A 17,912-nucleotide genomic window follows, 5' to 3' on the forward strand; every position below is an offset into this window, starting at 1 on the left:
AATTATTGCTGGCTTAGCTTTTTCCGGAGCATGCTCAGGAACACAGGGGTGAAACCTAAATAAGCTGCTACCTGTTTTTGCGAAATACGCTGTTCCAGTTGCGGATACTGCCTCACAAAATCCAGGTACCGCTGCTCCGCGGTAAAGGAAAGATTCTGATTAATACGCCTTTGCTGCGCTACAAAAGCATTCTGAAGCAGGATCCTGAAAAATCGTTCAAACTTGGGTACCCGCTCATACAACTGCTCGAGATCAGGCTTTGAAATCTGCAACAACTCTGTATCCTCCAGCGCATCTATATAATAATCAGAAGTAGTACCGGTGAAGAAACTAAAAAGATCACTAACCCACCAGCCTTCCACCCCAAACATTACAATATGCTCCAGACCACTTTCATCGATGGTATACATCCTCAGGCAGCCTTTGGTGATAAAGTTTTCGGTTTTACAAACCTCTCCCTGCCGGAGCAGGAATGCCTTCTTTTTGAGTGTACGGGATGTTAACAGGGAAAAGAGCAGGTTAATTTCTTCTTCTTCAAGATGAATATGGCGTTCAATATTTTTCAGGATAAGCTCATCTTTCATTTTTGGATGCAGACTGTTATGATGTTGTGTAGGCTGTAAAGATAGGCATTTTCCGGGAAATGCGCTAAGGGAGCACCTTTTAAGACGGCACCGGGAGGAGCGGGGTGGAGGCAGTTATTTATGATATAACACATTGATGAACAACAACGGATGAGTATCTCTGTATGCAGATCGCAGTCGGGAGCTTTAATTTTAAAAAAGTTACCCGTCCAAACAAAGAACAAGCTTAAGTGATTTATAAAACCCGGTTTATGATTATTAAATTACTATCCCAGTTTCATTACCCGTTCCCCATGCTGAAAAACCCTCTCGCAGAAGAACTACAGGAAATCACCGATCATCAATGGATAGATGGTGAATATCTGGCATTATACGAAGATAACCCTCAGGTCAGGCAGAAGTACAAAAAGACAAAAACAGCACATATTGCATCTCAGTGGTTCCCTACAGCCAGGCTTGAAAAATTACGGCCGGTCTGCCGGCTGATGTTGTGGACACTTTATAACGACGATATGTATGAAGAATCCAACCTGCAGGAAGTTTTTTTCGTTCATCAGCAAACCCTTTCAATCCTGCGGGGAGAAACAATAGCAGAGGAAGCCAGAATCCCGCTGTCCGGCCTTCTTGTAAGCCTTAGAAATGAGCTGCTGCAATTTCTTCCTACTGACTCAATAACCCGCTTCACCGATGGCCTTCAAAAATATTTTACTGGTCTGGAGAAGGAACTTGATTACAAATCCCGTAAAGAGTTTCCCACCATTGACGAATGCCTGAACATTCGGGAAGATTCCTTGTGCTTGTATCCGTTCCTGGAGCTTATGGATCTTGAAACGGGAATATTTCTTCCCGCCGGAATTCATCAACATATGGTTATAAAACGCCTGAAAGCCCTGGCAGTGCGAATGATGGCCTGTTTTAACGATGTCCAGTCTGTGCTTAAAGATGAAGCAACAGACGCTATCTACTATAATGTTGTCAAGGTTATTCAACATTCAGGGAATCTTTCATTGGAGGAGGCCTGCCAGGAAACGCTCCGTATTCACAATGAGTATTTAAAAGAATTTCAGTACCTGCAAAATTTCCTGCCGGATTTCGGAGAGTGGCAGGACGCGGTAGTTAACAGGGTACATTATATCAGTATGACATTGAACGGATGGAAATCTGTTTCATACAGGTTGGACCGTTATAATTCCCTGGAAGGATTCCCCGACGTTAAAACCATTCAGCAAACCATTAGCTAAAGATAATCCCGTATGACCCCAGCAGAATATAACTCAGGAAACTATCTGCCTTTAAATTGCTATCCATGGCCAAATCTTATAAATCCGAATGTTGAACAAATGGGCAGGGATATGGAGGCATGGATTGACAACGATTATACATTCCTGACAGAGGTACAAAAAATAAAATATAAGAAGATCAGTTTATATACTATTCCGGGATAGGAATCCAGAGGGTGAATACTTTTTACCTGCAGGAAACAGAGCGGTACCAGCACGGTGGAGTCGGATTTGCCTGGCCGGGGCGCCTCATAACGGTGATTTAGCAGGGATAGCTATAAAGTTAAGCCGCTTAAATCCTGCGATCTAAGCGGCTTAACTTTTCAGCGAAGGAACCAGCATGTGCAGGGCTACCTGAGATATTGTTTAAAAAATGAATCCAGCTTGTCAAACGGAATCATATGCACATCATTGTACAGATCAATATGTCTTGCACCCTGCACAACATACAGTTCTTTTGGCTCACCTGCCAGTTTATAGGCATCTTCACTCATGTAACGGGAATGGGCACGGGTTCCGGTAATAAACAGAATAGGTCTGGGAGATATGGACCCAATGTAGGACAATAAAGAAAAGTTCATAAATGATGCTTCACTTACTTCTGTAAATTGCGTAATGGAATTGGGATGCCAGCCACGTGGCTGGGAGTAATATTCGTAAAACTCATGGCTGATAGAATCGGTGCCGGCATCCACTGTTAAAGGTGCACCCCGGGGAGTGAGTTTTACAGGGGCGCCTTCATATTCACGCCAGCGCTGTTCACCGATTTCATCCAGGTATTTATTTCTTGCTTCCTCCGTTAATGAGCCTGCAAAGCCTTCCCGTTTTACACGCGCAATATCATACATCGCTGATGTTGCAATCGCCTTTATACGACGGTCTACTTGTGCGGCGCTAAGCGCAAACCCGCCACTGCCGCAGATGCCGATGATACCAATTTTATTACGGTCCACAAATGAGCGTGTGCCGATATAATCTACCGCTGCACTGAAATCTTCCACAAACACATCAGGGGAGGATATGTGCCGGGGCTCACCACCACTATAGCCATTGTACGACGGGTCAAATGTGAGGGCTACGTAGCCGCGAGCTGCCATGTTCTGAGCATAGATGCCGGAGCCCTGCTCTTTTACGCCACCATAGGGTGCGCCCACGATTAACGCTGCATGCCTTTTAGTGGTATCAATTGTTTTTGGAAGATATAGATCCGCGGAAATCATAATGCCATACCTGGTATGGAAAGAAACCCGCTGTCTTGTTACCTTATCACTTAATCTAAAGGTATAATGATCTGTTGCAACTGCCTCTTTGGTATCCAATGTCTGTTTGGAATCCAGGTCATGTGTCAGCGCGTTTTTCTGCGCCCGGGCCTTACCTGTTACCAGTAGCAGGGAGGCAATTGCGATGAATGGTATCTTGTTCATATTTTTTTGCTTGTTTGTTGTAAGTGATCCCGCTTTAGCCGGCGCCGTTTCTATATTCAGTTTTCTCTGAACACGATGCAAAGTTAGAACGGCGTACCTGTTCGCTGCTAAAGGAAATCAAACGGATACCTAAGAAAATCAAACATGCTACTCAACAGCGGGTAAATCGATCATGGCCCGGGGGAACAAATAGAATAAAAAGCTACATTTAATAATTATCGTTTCACGATAATTATTTATAAATTCGCATGGTCATTGTGTTTAATTATTTAGTTGATGAACCATACGAAAATTATATCCAGAACTTTATTTATTGTGTGTTGTATCCTGGCAGCAGGGTATTTTGCAACAACTTTATATTCGGGATTTTGCCTGCTTACAAACAGCGGCATCACCTCTTATGAGGATAATAACTATCTGCATATTAACTATCCTTTTACAGAAGCCCCGTTTATTAATATTGAGAACAACACAGCATACAAAATTTTCTCCTTTTTGCTTCCGCTGCTGCTTTATGGATTTTTCTTCTGGTTGTCGGCAAAAGTGTTCAGGATATTCTTTCAGCCCAGGTATTTCACCTCGGAAAATATAGCCAGGCTCAGATATTTTTATATCGCCAATTTGTTTATACCATTGCCTGTGACTATAGTTTCCGCTTTTTTTGTGGAAGTGATCGCTGCAATGTGGTTACTGGTTTTTGTCCATTTTATGCTGGGAATGTTCAGTTTATTGCTTGCGAATATTTTTAGACAAGGGTTGAATTTACAGAGAGACCAAGACCTTTTTATTTAGTATGCCGATTATAATCAATTTAGATGTAATGCTTGCCCGTCGAAAGATGCAGAGCAAAGAGCTGGCGGAAAAGTTGGGAATAACAACTGTCAATCTTTCTATTTTAAAAACGGGAAAGGCCAAAGGCGTTCGCTTTGATACACTGGAAGCGATATGCAGGATACTCGACTGTCAGCCAGGTGATATTTTAGAGTACAGGAAAGAATAACCCAGGTATATTATATTACAGCGTTGCCTTTGCAGCCCCTGTCTTGCCGGTACCGTAAATCTTACAGAGTTGAGCTGGTATCAGGAAGAATAGAAGCCCCGCCAATGTGCAATATGTTTTAAAGTTATTATCTTCATAAATATATGCACAGCAACTACCGTATATCTCCATTGGGCGACCGGGCCATTATCATTGAATGGGAACAGCAGATCGGCGGGGAGATTCATCGCCAGGTAATGCAGGCGTTCCACGGGTTGCACAGCCTGCAGAAGCCCTATATCCTGGATCTTATCCCCGCATATGCCTCCTTAACAGTTATATACGATGCAGTACTTTTGTACCGGGAACAGCATGGTTATACCGGCAAAACTATCAGTGACCTGATCATCGCAACACTGGAAAATACAGCTGCCACTACCGCCGGGCTATCACGCCTGTTGCAGGTACCGGTATGTTATCATCCTTCTCTTGCTCCTGACCTGACTGTTATGGCTGAACGAAAAAGCATCTCTCCCGAACAGATCATCGAATTGCATACCGCCCAAACCTATACGGTGTATATGCTGGGCTTTCTGCCGGGCTTTCCCTACATGGGCAAGGTGCACGGGCAGCTGGTAACGCCCCGGTTAAAACATCCCCGTGTAAGAGTGCCGGCAGGAAGCGTAGGTATTGCCGGTGCACAAACAGGGATCTACCCGCAGGAATCTCCTGGAGGCTGGAATATTATTGGTCGTACCCCCCTGCAGTTATTTAATGCTGCTTCGGAGAGCCCGTGTTATTGCGGGCCTGGCGACCAGGTGAAGTTTATACCGGTATCGCTGGCCGATTTCCGGGAGATGACGCATGTTATTTGACACTTTTAACAGCAGGAAACATTGATACAGGTAATACAACAAGGATTGATGGATACCATCCAGGATGCAGGACGGTACGGTTACCAGCACCTGGGTATTAATCCCGGGGGAGCCATGGACCGTATAGCGCTTGCAGTGGCCAACAGTCTGGTAGGGAACGATATTTATGAAGCGGCTATTGAGTTACATTTTCCCGCATCAGCTTTCCTCTTTGAAACAGACGCCATGATTGCCTTATCCGGCGCTGATTTCGGAGCTGTCATCAATGGCAGGCCACTGGATATCAACAGACCGGTACTGGTGGGCAGGCAAACCGTATTGCGTTTTGGCAAACCTGTTTCCGGCGCCCGCTGCTACCTGGCTGTAAGGGGAGGGCTTGCGCTGCAGCCCTGGCTGGGAAGTTACAGTACCCACCTGAAGGCCGTCGCCGGTGGTTTGGAGGGCCGCTCGCTGAAAAAAAATGACCGGTTGCACTTTAAGGCGGAAAATATTCCTCTTTCATGGCTCCGGGGCAAAGAAGCAGTAGCATTGCCGTGGACCGCCGATGTAAACCACCTGTACCCCACAAAAAACCTCATACATACGCTACCCGGCAGTCAATGGGACCTGTTACAGGAGGAAGCCCGCCGGCAATTTACCACTGCAGCATTTACATTAACAGAGCAAAGCGACCGCATGGGATTCCGTCTGAACGGCCCGCCGCTGGACATACAGCCACGGGAGGAACAACTATCTGCGGGTATCACAAGGGGAACTATACAGCTGTTGCCCGACGGACAACTGATTATACTTATGGCAGACCATCAAACAACCGGCGGATACGCCAGGCTGGCACATGTAATTACCGCAGATATGCCTGCTCTTGCACAACATATGCCGCACCAGGAGCTGCACTTCAGTATGACCGACGGGAAAATTGCACAGGCAATGCTATGGAAACAGGAGCAGGACTTGCTCCTTCTTCAAAATGCCTGTAAATTACGATTGGAAGAATGGCAGCAACAGCAGCCTGCTTAACAACTATCATTATGCATTGTATAGATCTTAACTGCGATATGGGAGAGGGGCTGGACAACGATGCCGCTATTATGCCTTTTATCAGCAGCGCAAATATTGCCTGTGGTTACCATGCGGGCAGTCATGATACCATGCTGCATACGGCTACACTGGCGCTCGAAAACAACGTGGCTATTGGCGCTCATCCGGGGTTTGCTGATAAGGAGAATTTTGGCAGAACAGAGCAGCAGCTTTCTGATCAGGCATTATACGAGCTTATTACCACACAACTTTATGCCATGCAGCTGGTCTGTAAATCGCTGGGCGCCACTATGAGGCATGTAAAGCCCCACGGCGCGCTGTATAACATGGCCGCCAGATCGCTGGTCATGGCGCGGGTGATCGTGAAAGCGGTAAAGGATACAGACCCGCAGCTTTGTTTTTTCGGGCTTAGCAGCAGCTGGCTGATTACAGCCGCAAAGGAAGCCGGACTAAAAACCGCCAGTGAAGTATTTGCCGACAGAACCTACCAGGACGACGGATCCCTTACCCCCCGTTCACATCCCGGTGCGCTTATTGAAAAAGAGGAGCTGGCTATAGCACAGGTGCTGCAGATGGTCACCGGGCAAAAGGTGACTACCGTTAACGGGCATACGATCCCGATAACAGCTGAAACAATCTGTATACATGGCGACGGGGCGCATGCCGCAGCATTTGCACGCACCATCAATGCAGCATTACGTGATCACCAATTAATCATACAAAGGCCTTGAGCAAACAAAAATCTTCCGTACTGCTGGGCGCCGCCTTTCTCATGGCCACTTCTGCCATAGGTCCCGGTTTCCTCACACAAACAACGGTATTTACGCAGCAGCTGGCGGCGTCTTTTGGGTTTGTAATATTGATATCTGTATTGCTTGACATCGGCGCCCAGCTGAATATCTGGCGCGTGCTCACCGTTTCCGGGTACCGTGCGCAGGATCTGGCAAATGCACTGCTGCCCGGTCTGGGTTATGTGCTGGCCGCTTTGGTGCTGATGGGCGGGCTGGCCTTTAATATTGCCAATATAGGCGGCTGTGGGCTGGGCCTGCAGGTACTCACCGGTATGGACACCATTTACGGGGCATTGCTGAGCTGTGGTATTTCGTTATTTATTTTCTGGATGAAGGAAGCCGGCAATGTGCTGGATCAGTTTACACGCTGGCTGGGTATCCTCATGGTGTTGCTCACGTTGTATGTTGCGGTGAGCTCCCACCCGCCGGTAATGCAGGCGGTACGGCAAAGCCTATGGCCTGCGGTAATTGATACAAAGGCCATTGTTACCCTGGTAGGCGGAACAGTAGGAGGGTACATCAGTTTTGCCGGCGCACACCGGTTGCTGGATGCAGGTATCAGTGGCACCAGGCAGATACCCTTTGTTAACCGCAGCGCAGTAAGCGGTATTGTTATCACCGCTGTTATGCGCGTTCTGCTATTCCTGGCGGCCCTGGGAATTATTATGCAGGGTGCGGTGCTGGACAGTGGCAATCCGCCTGCCTCCGTATTCCGGATAGCAGCAGGAGAAATAGGCTACCGTTTCTTTGGTATTGTGATGTGGAGCGCTGCCATTACTTCGGTGGTAGGCGCGGCTTATACATCGGTTTCTTTCCTGAAAACCTTTCATCCTTTTATTGCAGCCAATGAGCGTTGGCTGATCAGCTTTTTTATACTTTTCTCCACCATCGTTTTTATACTGGCAGGTAACCCTGTACAACTGTTGCTGATGGCAGGCGCACTGAATGGCCTCATATTGCCTGTTGCCCTGGCAGTTGTACTGGTGGCGGCCAATAGCGCCCGGCTGTTGAAGCATTACAGGCACCCGGTATGGATGCAGCTGGCAGGATGGCTGGTGGTGCTCATCATGGGATACCTCGGCGGAATTACCATTGTGAATTGGTTAAAGTGATCAATTGTCTGATCTGCGCCTCTCTTTGTCCGTTTCACCCCAAATGGCCTGGCCGCTTCCCTTTTTCCGCAGCAATTTTGTGTCATCATTAACACTAAATCTATCAGTCATGACACAGAAAACAGTAACAATAATTTATTGGATAGGCGCGGTACTCACTTCTATCTGGTTTGGAGCAAGCGGGTTCTTTGAGATCACCGGGAACCCGGTGGTATGGGGCATTACACAGCAACTGGGATACCCTGCGCACTTCATCTATTTACTTGGCGTTTTCAAATTATCGGGTGTTGCTGTGCTTTTAACGCCCGGTAAGTTGCTCCGTTTAAAAGAATGGGTGTTTGCAGGTATATTTTTCGATATCATTTTTGCCTTTGGCTCAAAGCTCGCCGTACTGGGTTTGCCGGCAACGCTGGATGCAGTAATTGCATTTGTGATGGTAAGCGTAACATACCTGATGTTCCGGAAAATGTATCCCGGTCTGAATATGGAATTTTCACAGCGGTAGGGCTATGCCGGGGGAGCGGTTCCCCCGGCCACTCATACCCCTTCTTTCGATGGCCCCCTCCAAATGTTGTACCCGGTAAAAATTTCTCGTTAAAGTATTAACTTTACGTATGCAAAACAGAGAATTGGGGGATGATAAATCACTATTATTAAAAATAGCAGGTGGTGATCAGCAAGCATTTCGCCTAATTTTTGATGCGTATAGCAACCGCGTATTTACCTATGCCTTCAGGTACCTGAAATCAAAAGAACTTTCTGAAGAAATAGTACAGGAGGTGTTTCTGAAGATCTGGATAAAAAAGGAAGGCTTATCCGAAATAAACAATTTCGGGGGATTTATCAGGACGGTGACCAATAACCTTACCTTTGATGCGCTGAGAAAACGGGCGCTGGATTATAAGACCGCCAACAATACACACCATAAATGGTCGGACCTCGACAATGCCACCGAGGAAGACATAATGCTCAAAGACTCCCGTGCTTATATGGCCATGGCAATAGATCAATTGCCAAAACAACAGAAACTCGTTTACCAGATGTGCTACATCGAAGGATTAAAGCAAAAAGATGTGGCCAAACAACTCAACATTTCCCCATTAACCGTAAAGGTACATTTAAGAGAAGCCATAAAAACCTTAAAAGCACATCTTAAAAACGGCAACTCACTTTCATTGATATCCCTGGTATTCCTCGGCATCTATAAATAATTTTTTCTCCCGCTACTCCTTTTTCAATTTCCGTTCGTCAGATATTATAAAGCGCCCTGAACAATCGTTCATATAAGAATTTTATGAAAAACGAACGAATCGGATATTTAATTAAGAAATATACAGGTAACGATATAACAGCTGCTGAAGAGGCGGAGCTTATGCAATTCCTGCTGGATGAGAAAAGCGATCTGAATGAGATAAAGGCGCTGATGAACGAAACCTGGGACGACGATTCAGCGTTAATGGCGCTGGATGATAAGACCGCTGACCGGATCTTTGAACAGGTGGTAAGTCCGCAAAAAAGACCCCGCCTGCTAACGCTCCGGCCATGGATGGGATGGGCGGCGGCATCTGTGCTGCTCTGTGTTGGTACCCTGCTGTTTTATTCAAAATTCCCCGGCCGTCGCCACAACCCGGATCAATTGCCGGTGGTTAGCGCCATTGCCAGGTCTGAACATAAAAAAATCATCCTGCCCGACGGAAGCACCGTTATATTGAACAACAACAGCACGCTGGAATACCCGGAAAAATTTACCGGCGCTACCAGAACGGTGAAACTGAATGGAGAAGGCTATTTTGAGATCCTGCATAACCCAACCACCCCGTTTATCGTACAATCCGGGAAGCTAAAAACAACCGTATTGGGAACCGCATTTAATATAAAATCACTGAACGGGGGCAAGGAGATTATTGTAACAGTTACCACGGGGAAAGTGAGCATAGCGGACGAATATAAGGTATTGGGAATCCTTGCTTCCAATGAACAAATGGTATTTCATACCGACGATAAAAAGCCAGACCTGGTAAAAGTGCAGGCAGAAGAAATTGTTCAATGGCAGAAAAATGACCTGTTCTTTGAGAACATTACGATGGAACAGGCAGCTGCTATACTTTCCCGGAAGTTCAATGTTAAGATTACCTTTTTAAACGACCAGGGAAAAAACTGCCGCTTCACGGCTACCTTCCTGAAAGGTGAAAGTCTTGAGGAGATTTTGAAGGTCATTACTTCTTTTAACGATGCAGAATATAAGATCTTGCCAGGGGAAATTATGATCTCCGGGAAAAATTGTAATAATTAAGAATCAATAACCAGCCAACCAGTAATCAACCAATCAACCAGCCGGTAAACCGGCAATTAATCATTATTAACCAAAAGGATGAAGAGAGAATTATATCACATGCGTATCTGACAGAAACTCCCTGTCGCTAAACAGGGAGCTGTAATTGGTTTTGCTTCAACGCTAATTGAAGCAAATCGTTAAACAATTTGGAGAATCATTTAAACATTTAAAATTATGAAATTTTCTGCAAAACCAGCAGAGGGAGGAAAAGTCTGTCCAGGCCTTCCCACTTTTAGTAACTCACGAAATGTAATTCGTCAGATTATGCGTTTAAGCTTGATTACAGCTATTATCACTTTTGCAACTGTTCAACTGATATCGGCTACACCTGGCAACGGGCAAAGCACTGCGAGGGTAGAAGTGATGGTAGAACTTCAAAACGAATCCGTTTTTTCAGCCATTAAAAAGATAGAAGAACAAACTGATTTCCGTTTTGTGTACCGCTATAAAGATCTCTCCGGCCTTAAAGATTTCAGTCTCCCTCCCGGAAAACGCTCCGTTAAAGAAATCTTAGACCTGCTTTTTGGCCCGAAGGATTTTAAGATAACAGAACTAAACAATAAAATTTTAATTTCTCCCGCAGAGAAAAAAACTTCCCTTGCTGCACAGGATATCCGGATATCCGGAATAGTGGTGGATGAAAGCGGGGATCCTATCCCCGGGGTTACTGTAAGAGTAAAAAATAACAACAGCGCCAGCACTGCTACCGATCAGAATGGCCATTTTTCCATCCTGGTGCCCGGGACTGGCGGCACGGTGCTGCTCTTCAGCTATATCGGCTATAAAACCCGGGAGATTGACATGGAAAATCAAACGTCTGTCAAACTGGTGCTTTCGCCACTTGCGGGAAGCCTGAACGAAGTAGTGGTGATCGGTTACGGCACTTCTACCCGTAAAGACCTTACAGGCTCCATCGCCAGGGTAGATTCAAAAACCATACAGGAGCAGCCTGTTGGCAATGTGATCAATGCCTTGCAGGGAAGAATGGCCGGTGTGGAAGTATCCCAATCCAACGGCTTGCCAGGCTCTGGAACTTCAATCAAAATACGCGGGCAATATTCCATCAATAGTGGTGTGGAACCACTGTATGTGATAGATGGTGTTCCGTTCAATTTCAGTCTGAGTGTTTATCAAACGGGCTCCAACGGCACAGTGAACCCGCTGAATAGCTTAAACCCCGCAGATATTGAAAGCATCGATGTACTGAAAGATGGGGATGCCACTGCCATCTATGGCGCCAGGGGAGGAAACGGTGTGATCTTAATCACCACTAAAAAAGGGAAAGCCGGTAAAACCAGGCTGGATCTCAATGTGAACTCCGGCTTCGGCAAAGTAGGCAATAAGATTAAAATGCTGAATGGTGAGCAGTATTTAGCATTGCGTAAAGAAGCCTTTGCCAATGATAACGTAACTCCTACTACCGCTAATGCGCCTGATCTGACCACCTGGAGCCACACGAAGTTCAGAAACTGGCAGGATGACCTGTTGGGCGGTACCTCCCGTTACAGTGATGCACAGGGAACCCTGAGCGGAGGCAATGAGGATACACACTTTGCTTTCAGTACCGGCTACCACCGGGAAGGAACTGTTTTTCCCGGAAGCTTTACTGAAGACAGGATCTCAGCAAGACTTAACCTGGATCACACATCAAAAGACAAGAGGTTTTATGCGTTAATATCGGCCGCTTATTCTTATGATAAGAACAATTTGCCAACAAGGGATCTGAGCAGCTATTATAATCTTCCTCCTAATTATGATCCATATACTGCTACCGGTGCATTCAACTTTTCACCCCTTATACAATATAATCCGTATGCCCTGCTGGCTCAGAAATACAATGCGGCAACAGCTAACCTGATCGGCAATATGAGCCTGAGATACCGGATATTGCCCGGATTAAACTTAAAGGCAAGCCTGGGCTATACCTCTTTGAATTTTGATCAGAACAGCCAGCTTCCCGCTTCAACAATTAACCCGGCGTATAATGCGGCGATCAGCAGCGCGGTGTTTGGAGCCACCTCCGCAAGATCCTATATCGCAGAACCCCAGCTGGAATACATAAAAGATCTTGGGAAAGGTAAACTGACTGCTTTACTGGGAACCACTTTCCAGTCCAATACCAGCATCACCAATACCACAACCGGCACCAATTACAGCAACGACGCCTTGTTAGGCAGTATGGCTGCGGCAGGAACACTCTCTGCCAGAACCTCCTACGATAATTATAAATTCAGCTCCGTTTTTGGAAGGGTTACCTACAACTGGCTGGGCAAATATATCCTGAACGCAACCATGAGAAGAGACGGATCCTCCCGTTTCGGATCGAACAACCAGTTTGGCAATTTCGGCGCCATCGGTGCAGCATGGGTATTTTCAGAAGAACAGTTTGTAAAGGAACATCTATCCTTTCTAAGCTTTGGTAAATTACGCGGAAGTTATGGTATCACGGGAAATGACCAGATAGCCAATTACCAGAACCTCTCCACATACGCTGCCAGCGGATCTACCAACGGCTACCAGGGAATCACGGTGCAAAACCCGTCCAGACTGGCTAACCCTGACATTAAATGGGAAAGTAATAAAAAGCTGGAACTGGCGCTGGAACTGGGCTTCCTGAAAGACAGGATACAGTTTTCTGCCGCTGCTTACCGGAATACGGTCGGCAACCAGCTGCTGTATATTTCAACACCCGGACAGGTAGGCTTTTCCAGCTATCTCGGTAACTTCCCGGCCACTATACAGGCACAGGGACTGGAATTTGAACTGAATACGAAGAATATCGAAAGAAATGATTTCAGGTGGTCAACTTCATTCAATTTTACTGTCAACCGATCCAGGATTTCCAAATTTGATAACCTTGCCAGTTTGAGCTTCTATGCCAACCAGTTTATGGTAGGCTACCCTGTGCCATTCAGCAGGCAATATATCTTTAACGGGATAGACCCCGCCACCGGAATGATCACCTACCAAACGGCTAATCCCAATGGCATTCCATCTTACCTGGTAGATCAGCAGCCAACACCTGTAGGCACTCCCTACTATGGAGGACTGAACAATACTTTTACCTACAAACGGTTTGAGCTTGGTTTCTTCTTCCAGTTCAAACATCAGAATGGTTATATCAACAGCGTAACCGGATCACTCGGTTCCTTAAACAACCAGAACACCACTACGCTGGACCATTGGAAGCAAAAGGGCGACAACACGCAATTTGGAGCCCCTACGGCTAATTCCAGCAACCCGGCTTACAATGCTTATAGTTTTTATTATAACAGCTCCACCGCTTTCTTTGGCGATGCTTCCTGGCTGAAGCTGAAAAATGTGAACCTGGCTTATAATTTCCCGAAGCGCTGGATCACTGCTGCCAGGCTCTCCAATCTGAGAGTATACGGGCAGGCACAAAATCTCTTTTCAGTATCGAAATTCAAAAATGCCTTCGATCCGGAAATGGGAGCGGGGCAGGGAGGCGGACCGGGAATGCCGGCGCTACGCACCATCGTTTTTGGTCTGAATGCTTCTTTTTAATACTAAAATCAACATCAACATGAAATTATTCTCCATACATACCATCTGCCGGGTTTTAATACCAGGTATGCTGCTCACCGCTGTTTCCTGTAAAAAATTTATCCAGGTAGATGTTCCGATTGACCAGGTCAGTTCCGATAAAGCTTTCCTCAATGATGCCACTGCGCTTAGTTCTGTGCTGGGCCTGTATGCCAACAATAACCTGCTTACCACCAACGGAAGCACAGAATACTCCTTACTGGGCGCTGTTACCTCCTTCGGAGGGGCTGCCGCAGATGATATTTACCTGAGCTCCGCCACTTACCTGGATGAGTTCAAAACCAATACCATCACTGTTAGCAGCGGGTATGTAAATAATACCTGGAACTACGCATACGCGGTTATTTTCGCTGCCAATTCAGCTATTGAAGGATTGAATGCTTCTACAGGCGTATCTGCCGGCCTGAAACAGCAACTGCTGGGAGAATGCTACTTTATGCGCGCCTTCATTTATTTTTATCTCACTAATTTATATGGAGATGTGCCCATGGTAACCAGCACTGTTAACAGTGTGAATTTAACATTGCCCCGGGTGCCACAGGCAGACATCTACCAAATGATCGTCAGTGACCTGAAAATTGCCCAGGGCAACCTCGCTGATGCCTATCCGTCTGCACAACGTGCAAGGGTCAACAAAGCTGCAGCAGCGGCTCTCCTTTCCCGCGTATACCTGTACACTAAGGAATACGCAAATGCCGAAGCGCAGGCGACTGCTGTGATCAGCAATGGCAGCTATAAACTGGAAAGCCTTGACAGTACTTTCCTCAATACCAGCAACGAAGTGATCTGGCAGCGTTTTACCTTTTACGGGTACAGCGTTTTCGGGCTTAACTTCGTTCCTTCCGGTACCAGCCCCAACTACGTGCTTTACCCTTCGCTGGCAGCAAGCTTCGAGCCGGGCGATGCACGTATGGATAAATGGGCTAAACCTCTCCCGGTAGGTGGTGTTACCTACTACTATCCCTACAAGTATAAACTGCGTAATGCCACTGCCGGCAACGAGTATAATGTACTGCTTCGCCTGGCGGAGCAATACCTGATCCGTGCAGAAGCCAGGGCACAGCTGGGTAAAATAACCGGAGCCGGCAGCGCTGCTGAAGACCTTGATATGGTAAGAAAGCGCGCAGGATTGCAGGGCACCACTGCCAACGGTCAAAGCGCCATGCTGCTCGCCATAGAAACTGAACGGGCGCATGAACTGTTTGCTGAGCTGGGACATCGCTGGCTCGACTTAAAAAGAACAAACAGGGCTACAGCTGTTCTCGGTCCGCAAAAACCAACCTGGAAGCCTACTGCTGTTCTGTTCCCCGTACCGGCGAATCAGATTTTATATAATAAAAACCTCACTCAGAATGAAGGTTACAAATAGCCTGATAAAATAAATTATACCATGCTGATAAAATTAACCAGGCAAATACGTTTGCTGACAGCCATCATTTGCTGTGCTGCCGGAGCACAGGCACAACAACCCGGAGTGAAAGTTAAAATGCTTGGAGAGCCAGCCCCTTCCCTTTATATCTCTGACTGGATAAAAGGGAACCGGGTAACAGCATTCGAAAAGGGCAGAGTATATGTTGTTGAATTCTGGGCTACCTGGTGCAAGCCCTGTATTGCCGGGATGCCTCACCTGTCTGAACTGGCAGAGAAGTATAAAAAGGACGTGACGGTATTGGGCATAAGCATATACGAACGCAAAGAAACCACACTCCCTGTTATAGAAAAATTTGTTGCAGGAATGGGAGACAAGATGAGCTACAATGTAGCTACAGAAAAAAATAACCTGATGGCGGAGAACTGGATGAAAGCCTATGGTGAGCGGGGAATCCCTTATTCATTTGTGATAGATCAGCAGGGCAGGGTTGCCTGGGCAGGCCCGCCTAAAAACCTGGACAATGTGCTGCCACAGATAGTTTCAGGAACCTGGGATATTAAGGATGCTGCTGAAAAAAGAAAAGAATGGCAACGGCTTTCTAAAATTGACAGCGATATCATACCCATGATGAATACCTATATGGGTAACCCGGGAAATCCTACCGGCGCTTTAAAGAAGATCGATTCAATCCTCAGCAGGGATCCGGGGCTTAAATATTATCCCAAAGTAGGGCACTTTACTTTTTACGCCCTGACTAAAACAGATCCTGAGAAAGCGGTTGAATTTGGGAAGGAATGGCTTAAGCACAACGACTATCCCCCGTTTTCCACTATTACAGACGCAGTAACAGGGAAAAATAATCTGCCCGCATCGCTTTATCTATTGGCAGCCGACAGCTACCAGGCGCAACTCAACCTGTATCCCTGGAGCATGGATTTTCCGGATACCTACAAAAAAATGGCGGACTTATATGTAAAAGCAGGCGACAAAGACAAGGCAGCTGAGATGCTCAGAAAAGCCGATTCCGCAACTGTTAAAAAAACAGATCATTAATTTAATTCCTGGAAAATGAAGTATCTGAAAATATGTGGCGTGCTGCTCCTGCTGGTTACAACGGCGGCTTTTTCACAAAACCGTGGTCCCGTTGATCCTAAGCTCACGGAATTGCTGAACCAGAAAGATCCCATCCGGTTGCAGGAAAGGTTGAAGGCACTTTCCAAAAGCGATGTGGAAGATGATCTGAAATTATTGGTTTCCTATTACAATATGAAACAGGATCAGGATAACAGGGATGCCATTACACGGCTCTCTATCCGGAAGTTTCCTAATGGGTTCGCTGCTTTTGATAAGGCATTGGGGGAGATCTATAATGAAACCAATCCTGTTGAGAATGAGAAAAAATACCAGCTGTTTGTATCCGGGTTTGGATCAAATCCAACTCTTAAGGGACATTTCTTTTTCGATGCAGCTAAATATTATGTGGCGGTTTCTTTTAGAGATAACCCCGGAAAACTCATGCAATACCTGAACATGATCCAGGATACCGTTTATAAAACCAGGGCGTTTTCCTATGCTGCCAGGGAAACCTATGGCAGAAAAGAGTACGTGCTGGCAGAAAGCCTGATAAGAAAATCCATTGGCGATGAAACGCGGAGATCTGCTGAAAGATCAGCCGACTATTATACCTATGCCAGGCAATATGCGGCCATCCTGTATGCCAATAAAAAATATGCAGAGGGACTGAAATATGCCCGGCAGGTGTACGCCCGGAACGATAAAAAAGACGCTGCATTTGGCGATACGTATTTAAACTTACTGGTAGCCAACAAACAGTTTGCCGAAGCATATCCTTTAATGGTACAAAGCATCAAAGACGGAAGGGCTTCGCAGGAAGTAAAGACACAGTTTAAGAATGCCTACGTCACTGTAAAGGGTACCGGTCAGGGGTTTGACGAATATGAGCAGTCGCTTTATAATGAACTGAAAGAAAAGATCAGAACAGACCTGGCCCAAAAAATGATTAAGGAACCTTCCTTTGACTTTTCTGTAAAGGATGTAAATGGGAAAACGGTGTCGCTCTCCGATTATAGGGGAAAAACAGTGATCCTTGATTTCTGGGCTACCTGGTGCGGCCCCTGTAAAGGTTCTTTTCCTCATATGCAGGCTGCGGTGAATAAGTTTAAGGATGATACCAGCGTGGTATTTCTTTTTATTCATACCTGGGAAACTGATGCCGATCCTGTGAAAAGTGCCGGAGACTATCTCCGCAGCAATAAATACACTTTTAACCTGTTAATGGATCTAAAAGACCCGGTGACCAAAACCAATAAAGCAGCTGAGGGATATAAACTGAAAGGCATTCCGGCAAAGTTTATCATTGATAAGAACGGGATGATCCGTTTTCGTTCTCTCGGAGGATCGTCGGCCGGCAATGACGCCTTTGTGGAAGAGATGAGCCTGATGATTGACCTGGCAAAGCATGGATAACAAAGCGGGAATGTATAAAAAATAAATGGAGGCCGGCCGCTGTAAGATACCCGGATAACAGGAGGGTGTAT

15 protein-coding genes are annotated in these 17,912 nt (G+C 46.2%); 13 read left to right on the forward strand and 2 right to left on the reverse strand.

Annotation, left to right across the window (positions count from 1 at the left end):
- Positions 1-2: 2 nt before the first annotated feature.
- Entirely contained in the window at positions 3-584 is a 582-nt protein-coding gene (locus ABIE50_RS16215) for a Crp/Fnr family transcriptional regulator (RefSeq protein WP_209857236.1), read from the reverse strand.
- Between the two features lie 251 nt (positions 585-835).
- On the opposite strand from ABIE50_RS16215, the gene ABIE50_RS16220 reads away from it, so the two are divergent.
- Positions 836-1,825 (forward strand): terpene synthase family protein, encoded by a 990-nt coding sequence (locus ABIE50_RS16220; RefSeq protein WP_209857238.1) that lies wholly within the window; start codon positions 836-838, stop codon positions 1,823-1,825.
- A gap of 389 nt (positions 1,826-2,214) precedes the next feature.
- Here the strand turns inward: ABIE50_RS16220 and ABIE50_RS16225 are convergent, their stop codons facing one another.
- The gene (locus tag ABIE50_RS16225; RefSeq protein WP_354028041.1) at positions 2,215-3,288 is read right to left on the reverse strand and encodes an alpha/beta hydrolase; all 1,074 of its coding nucleotides are present in this window, start codon (positions 3,286-3,288) and stop codon (positions 2,215-2,217) included.
- A 793-nt stretch (positions 3,289-4,081) separates the two neighbouring features.
- On the opposite strand from ABIE50_RS16225, the gene ABIE50_RS16235 reads away from it, so the two are divergent.
- The 12 genes from ABIE50_RS16235 to ABIE50_RS16290 all read left to right on the forward strand — a co-directional run bounded on the left by ABIE50_RS16235 (position 4,082) and on the right by ABIE50_RS16290 (position 17,841).
- Positions 4,082-4,288: a helix-turn-helix domain-containing protein gene (locus tag ABIE50_RS16235; RefSeq protein ID WP_209857243.1), complete on the forward strand. Its 207-nt coding sequence runs from the start codon at positions 4,082-4,084 to the stop codon at positions 4,286-4,288.
- A gap of 143 nt (positions 4,289-4,431) precedes the next feature.
- Complete coding sequence (pxpB, locus tag ABIE50_RS16240; RefSeq protein ID WP_209857245.1) at positions 4,432-5,142, forward strand: 5-oxoprolinase subunit PxpB; 711 nt, start codon at positions 4,432-4,434, stop codon at positions 5,140-5,142.
- A gap of 21 nt (positions 5,143-5,163) precedes the next feature.
- Positions 5,164-6,159, forward strand: coding sequence for a 5-oxoprolinase subunit C family protein (locus ABIE50_RS16245; protein WP_354028042.1), 996 nt, complete (start codon positions 5,164-5,166; stop codon positions 6,157-6,159).
- A complete protein-coding gene (locus tag ABIE50_RS16250) occupies positions 6,135-6,911 on the forward strand; it encodes a 5-oxoprolinase subunit PxpA (RefSeq protein WP_354028043.1) in 777 nt (258 codons plus the stop codon). The genes ABIE50_RS16245 and ABIE50_RS16250 overlap by 25 nt, the downstream gene beginning before the upstream one ends.
- Positions 6,908-8,083 (forward strand): NRAMP family divalent metal transporter, encoded by a 1,176-nt coding sequence (locus tag ABIE50_RS16255; protein ID WP_354028044.1) that lies wholly within the window; start codon positions 6,908-6,910, stop codon positions 8,081-8,083. Before ABIE50_RS16250 ends, ABIE50_RS16255 begins: the two co-directional genes overlap by 4 nt.
- A gap of 109 nt (positions 8,084-8,192) precedes the next feature.
- The gene (locus ABIE50_RS16260; RefSeq protein ID WP_209857249.1) at positions 8,193-8,588 is read left to right on the forward strand and encodes a DoxX family protein; all 396 of its coding nucleotides are present in this window, start codon (positions 8,193-8,195) and stop codon (positions 8,586-8,588) included.
- A 109-nt stretch (positions 8,589-8,697) separates the two neighbouring features.
- Complete coding sequence (locus ABIE50_RS16265; protein WP_209857251.1) at positions 8,698-9,294, forward strand: RNA polymerase sigma factor; 597 nt, start codon at positions 8,698-8,700, stop codon at positions 9,292-9,294.
- Positions 9,295-9,377: 83 nt separating this feature from the next.
- Positions 9,378-10,376: a FecR family protein gene (locus ABIE50_RS16270; RefSeq protein WP_209857253.1), complete on the forward strand. Its 999-nt coding sequence runs from the start codon at positions 9,378-9,380 to the stop codon at positions 10,374-10,376.
- A 306-nt stretch (positions 10,377-10,682) separates the two neighbouring features.
- Positions 10,683-13,943: a SusC/RagA family TonB-linked outer membrane protein gene (locus ABIE50_RS16275; RefSeq protein WP_209857255.1), complete on the forward strand. Its 3,261-nt coding sequence runs from the start codon at positions 10,683-10,685 to the stop codon at positions 13,941-13,943.
- Positions 13,944-13,962: 19 nt separating this feature from the next.
- A complete protein-coding gene (locus ABIE50_RS16280) occupies positions 13,963-15,351 on the forward strand; it encodes a RagB/SusD family nutrient uptake outer membrane protein (RefSeq protein ID WP_209857257.1) in 1,389 nt (462 codons plus the stop codon).
- Positions 15,352-15,372: 21 nt separating this feature from the next.
- Positions 15,373-16,407, forward strand: a complete 1,035-nt coding sequence (locus ABIE50_RS16285; RefSeq protein WP_209857259.1) for a redoxin domain-containing protein — start codon at positions 15,373-15,375, stop codon at positions 16,405-16,407.
- 15 nt (positions 16,408-16,422) lie between these two features.
- On the forward strand, positions 16,423-17,841 hold the full coding sequence (locus ABIE50_RS16290; protein ID WP_209857261.1) for a TlpA family protein disulfide reductase: 1,419 nt from the start codon (positions 16,423-16,425) through the stop codon (positions 17,839-17,841).
- Positions 17,842-17,912: the final 71 nt, after the last annotated feature.

It is taken from the genome of Chitinophaga sp. OAE865, from assembly GCF_040546735.1.
Taxonomy (GTDB): Bacteria; Bacteroidota; Bacteroidia; order Chitinophagales; family Chitinophagaceae; genus Chitinophaga; species Chitinophaga polysaccharea_A.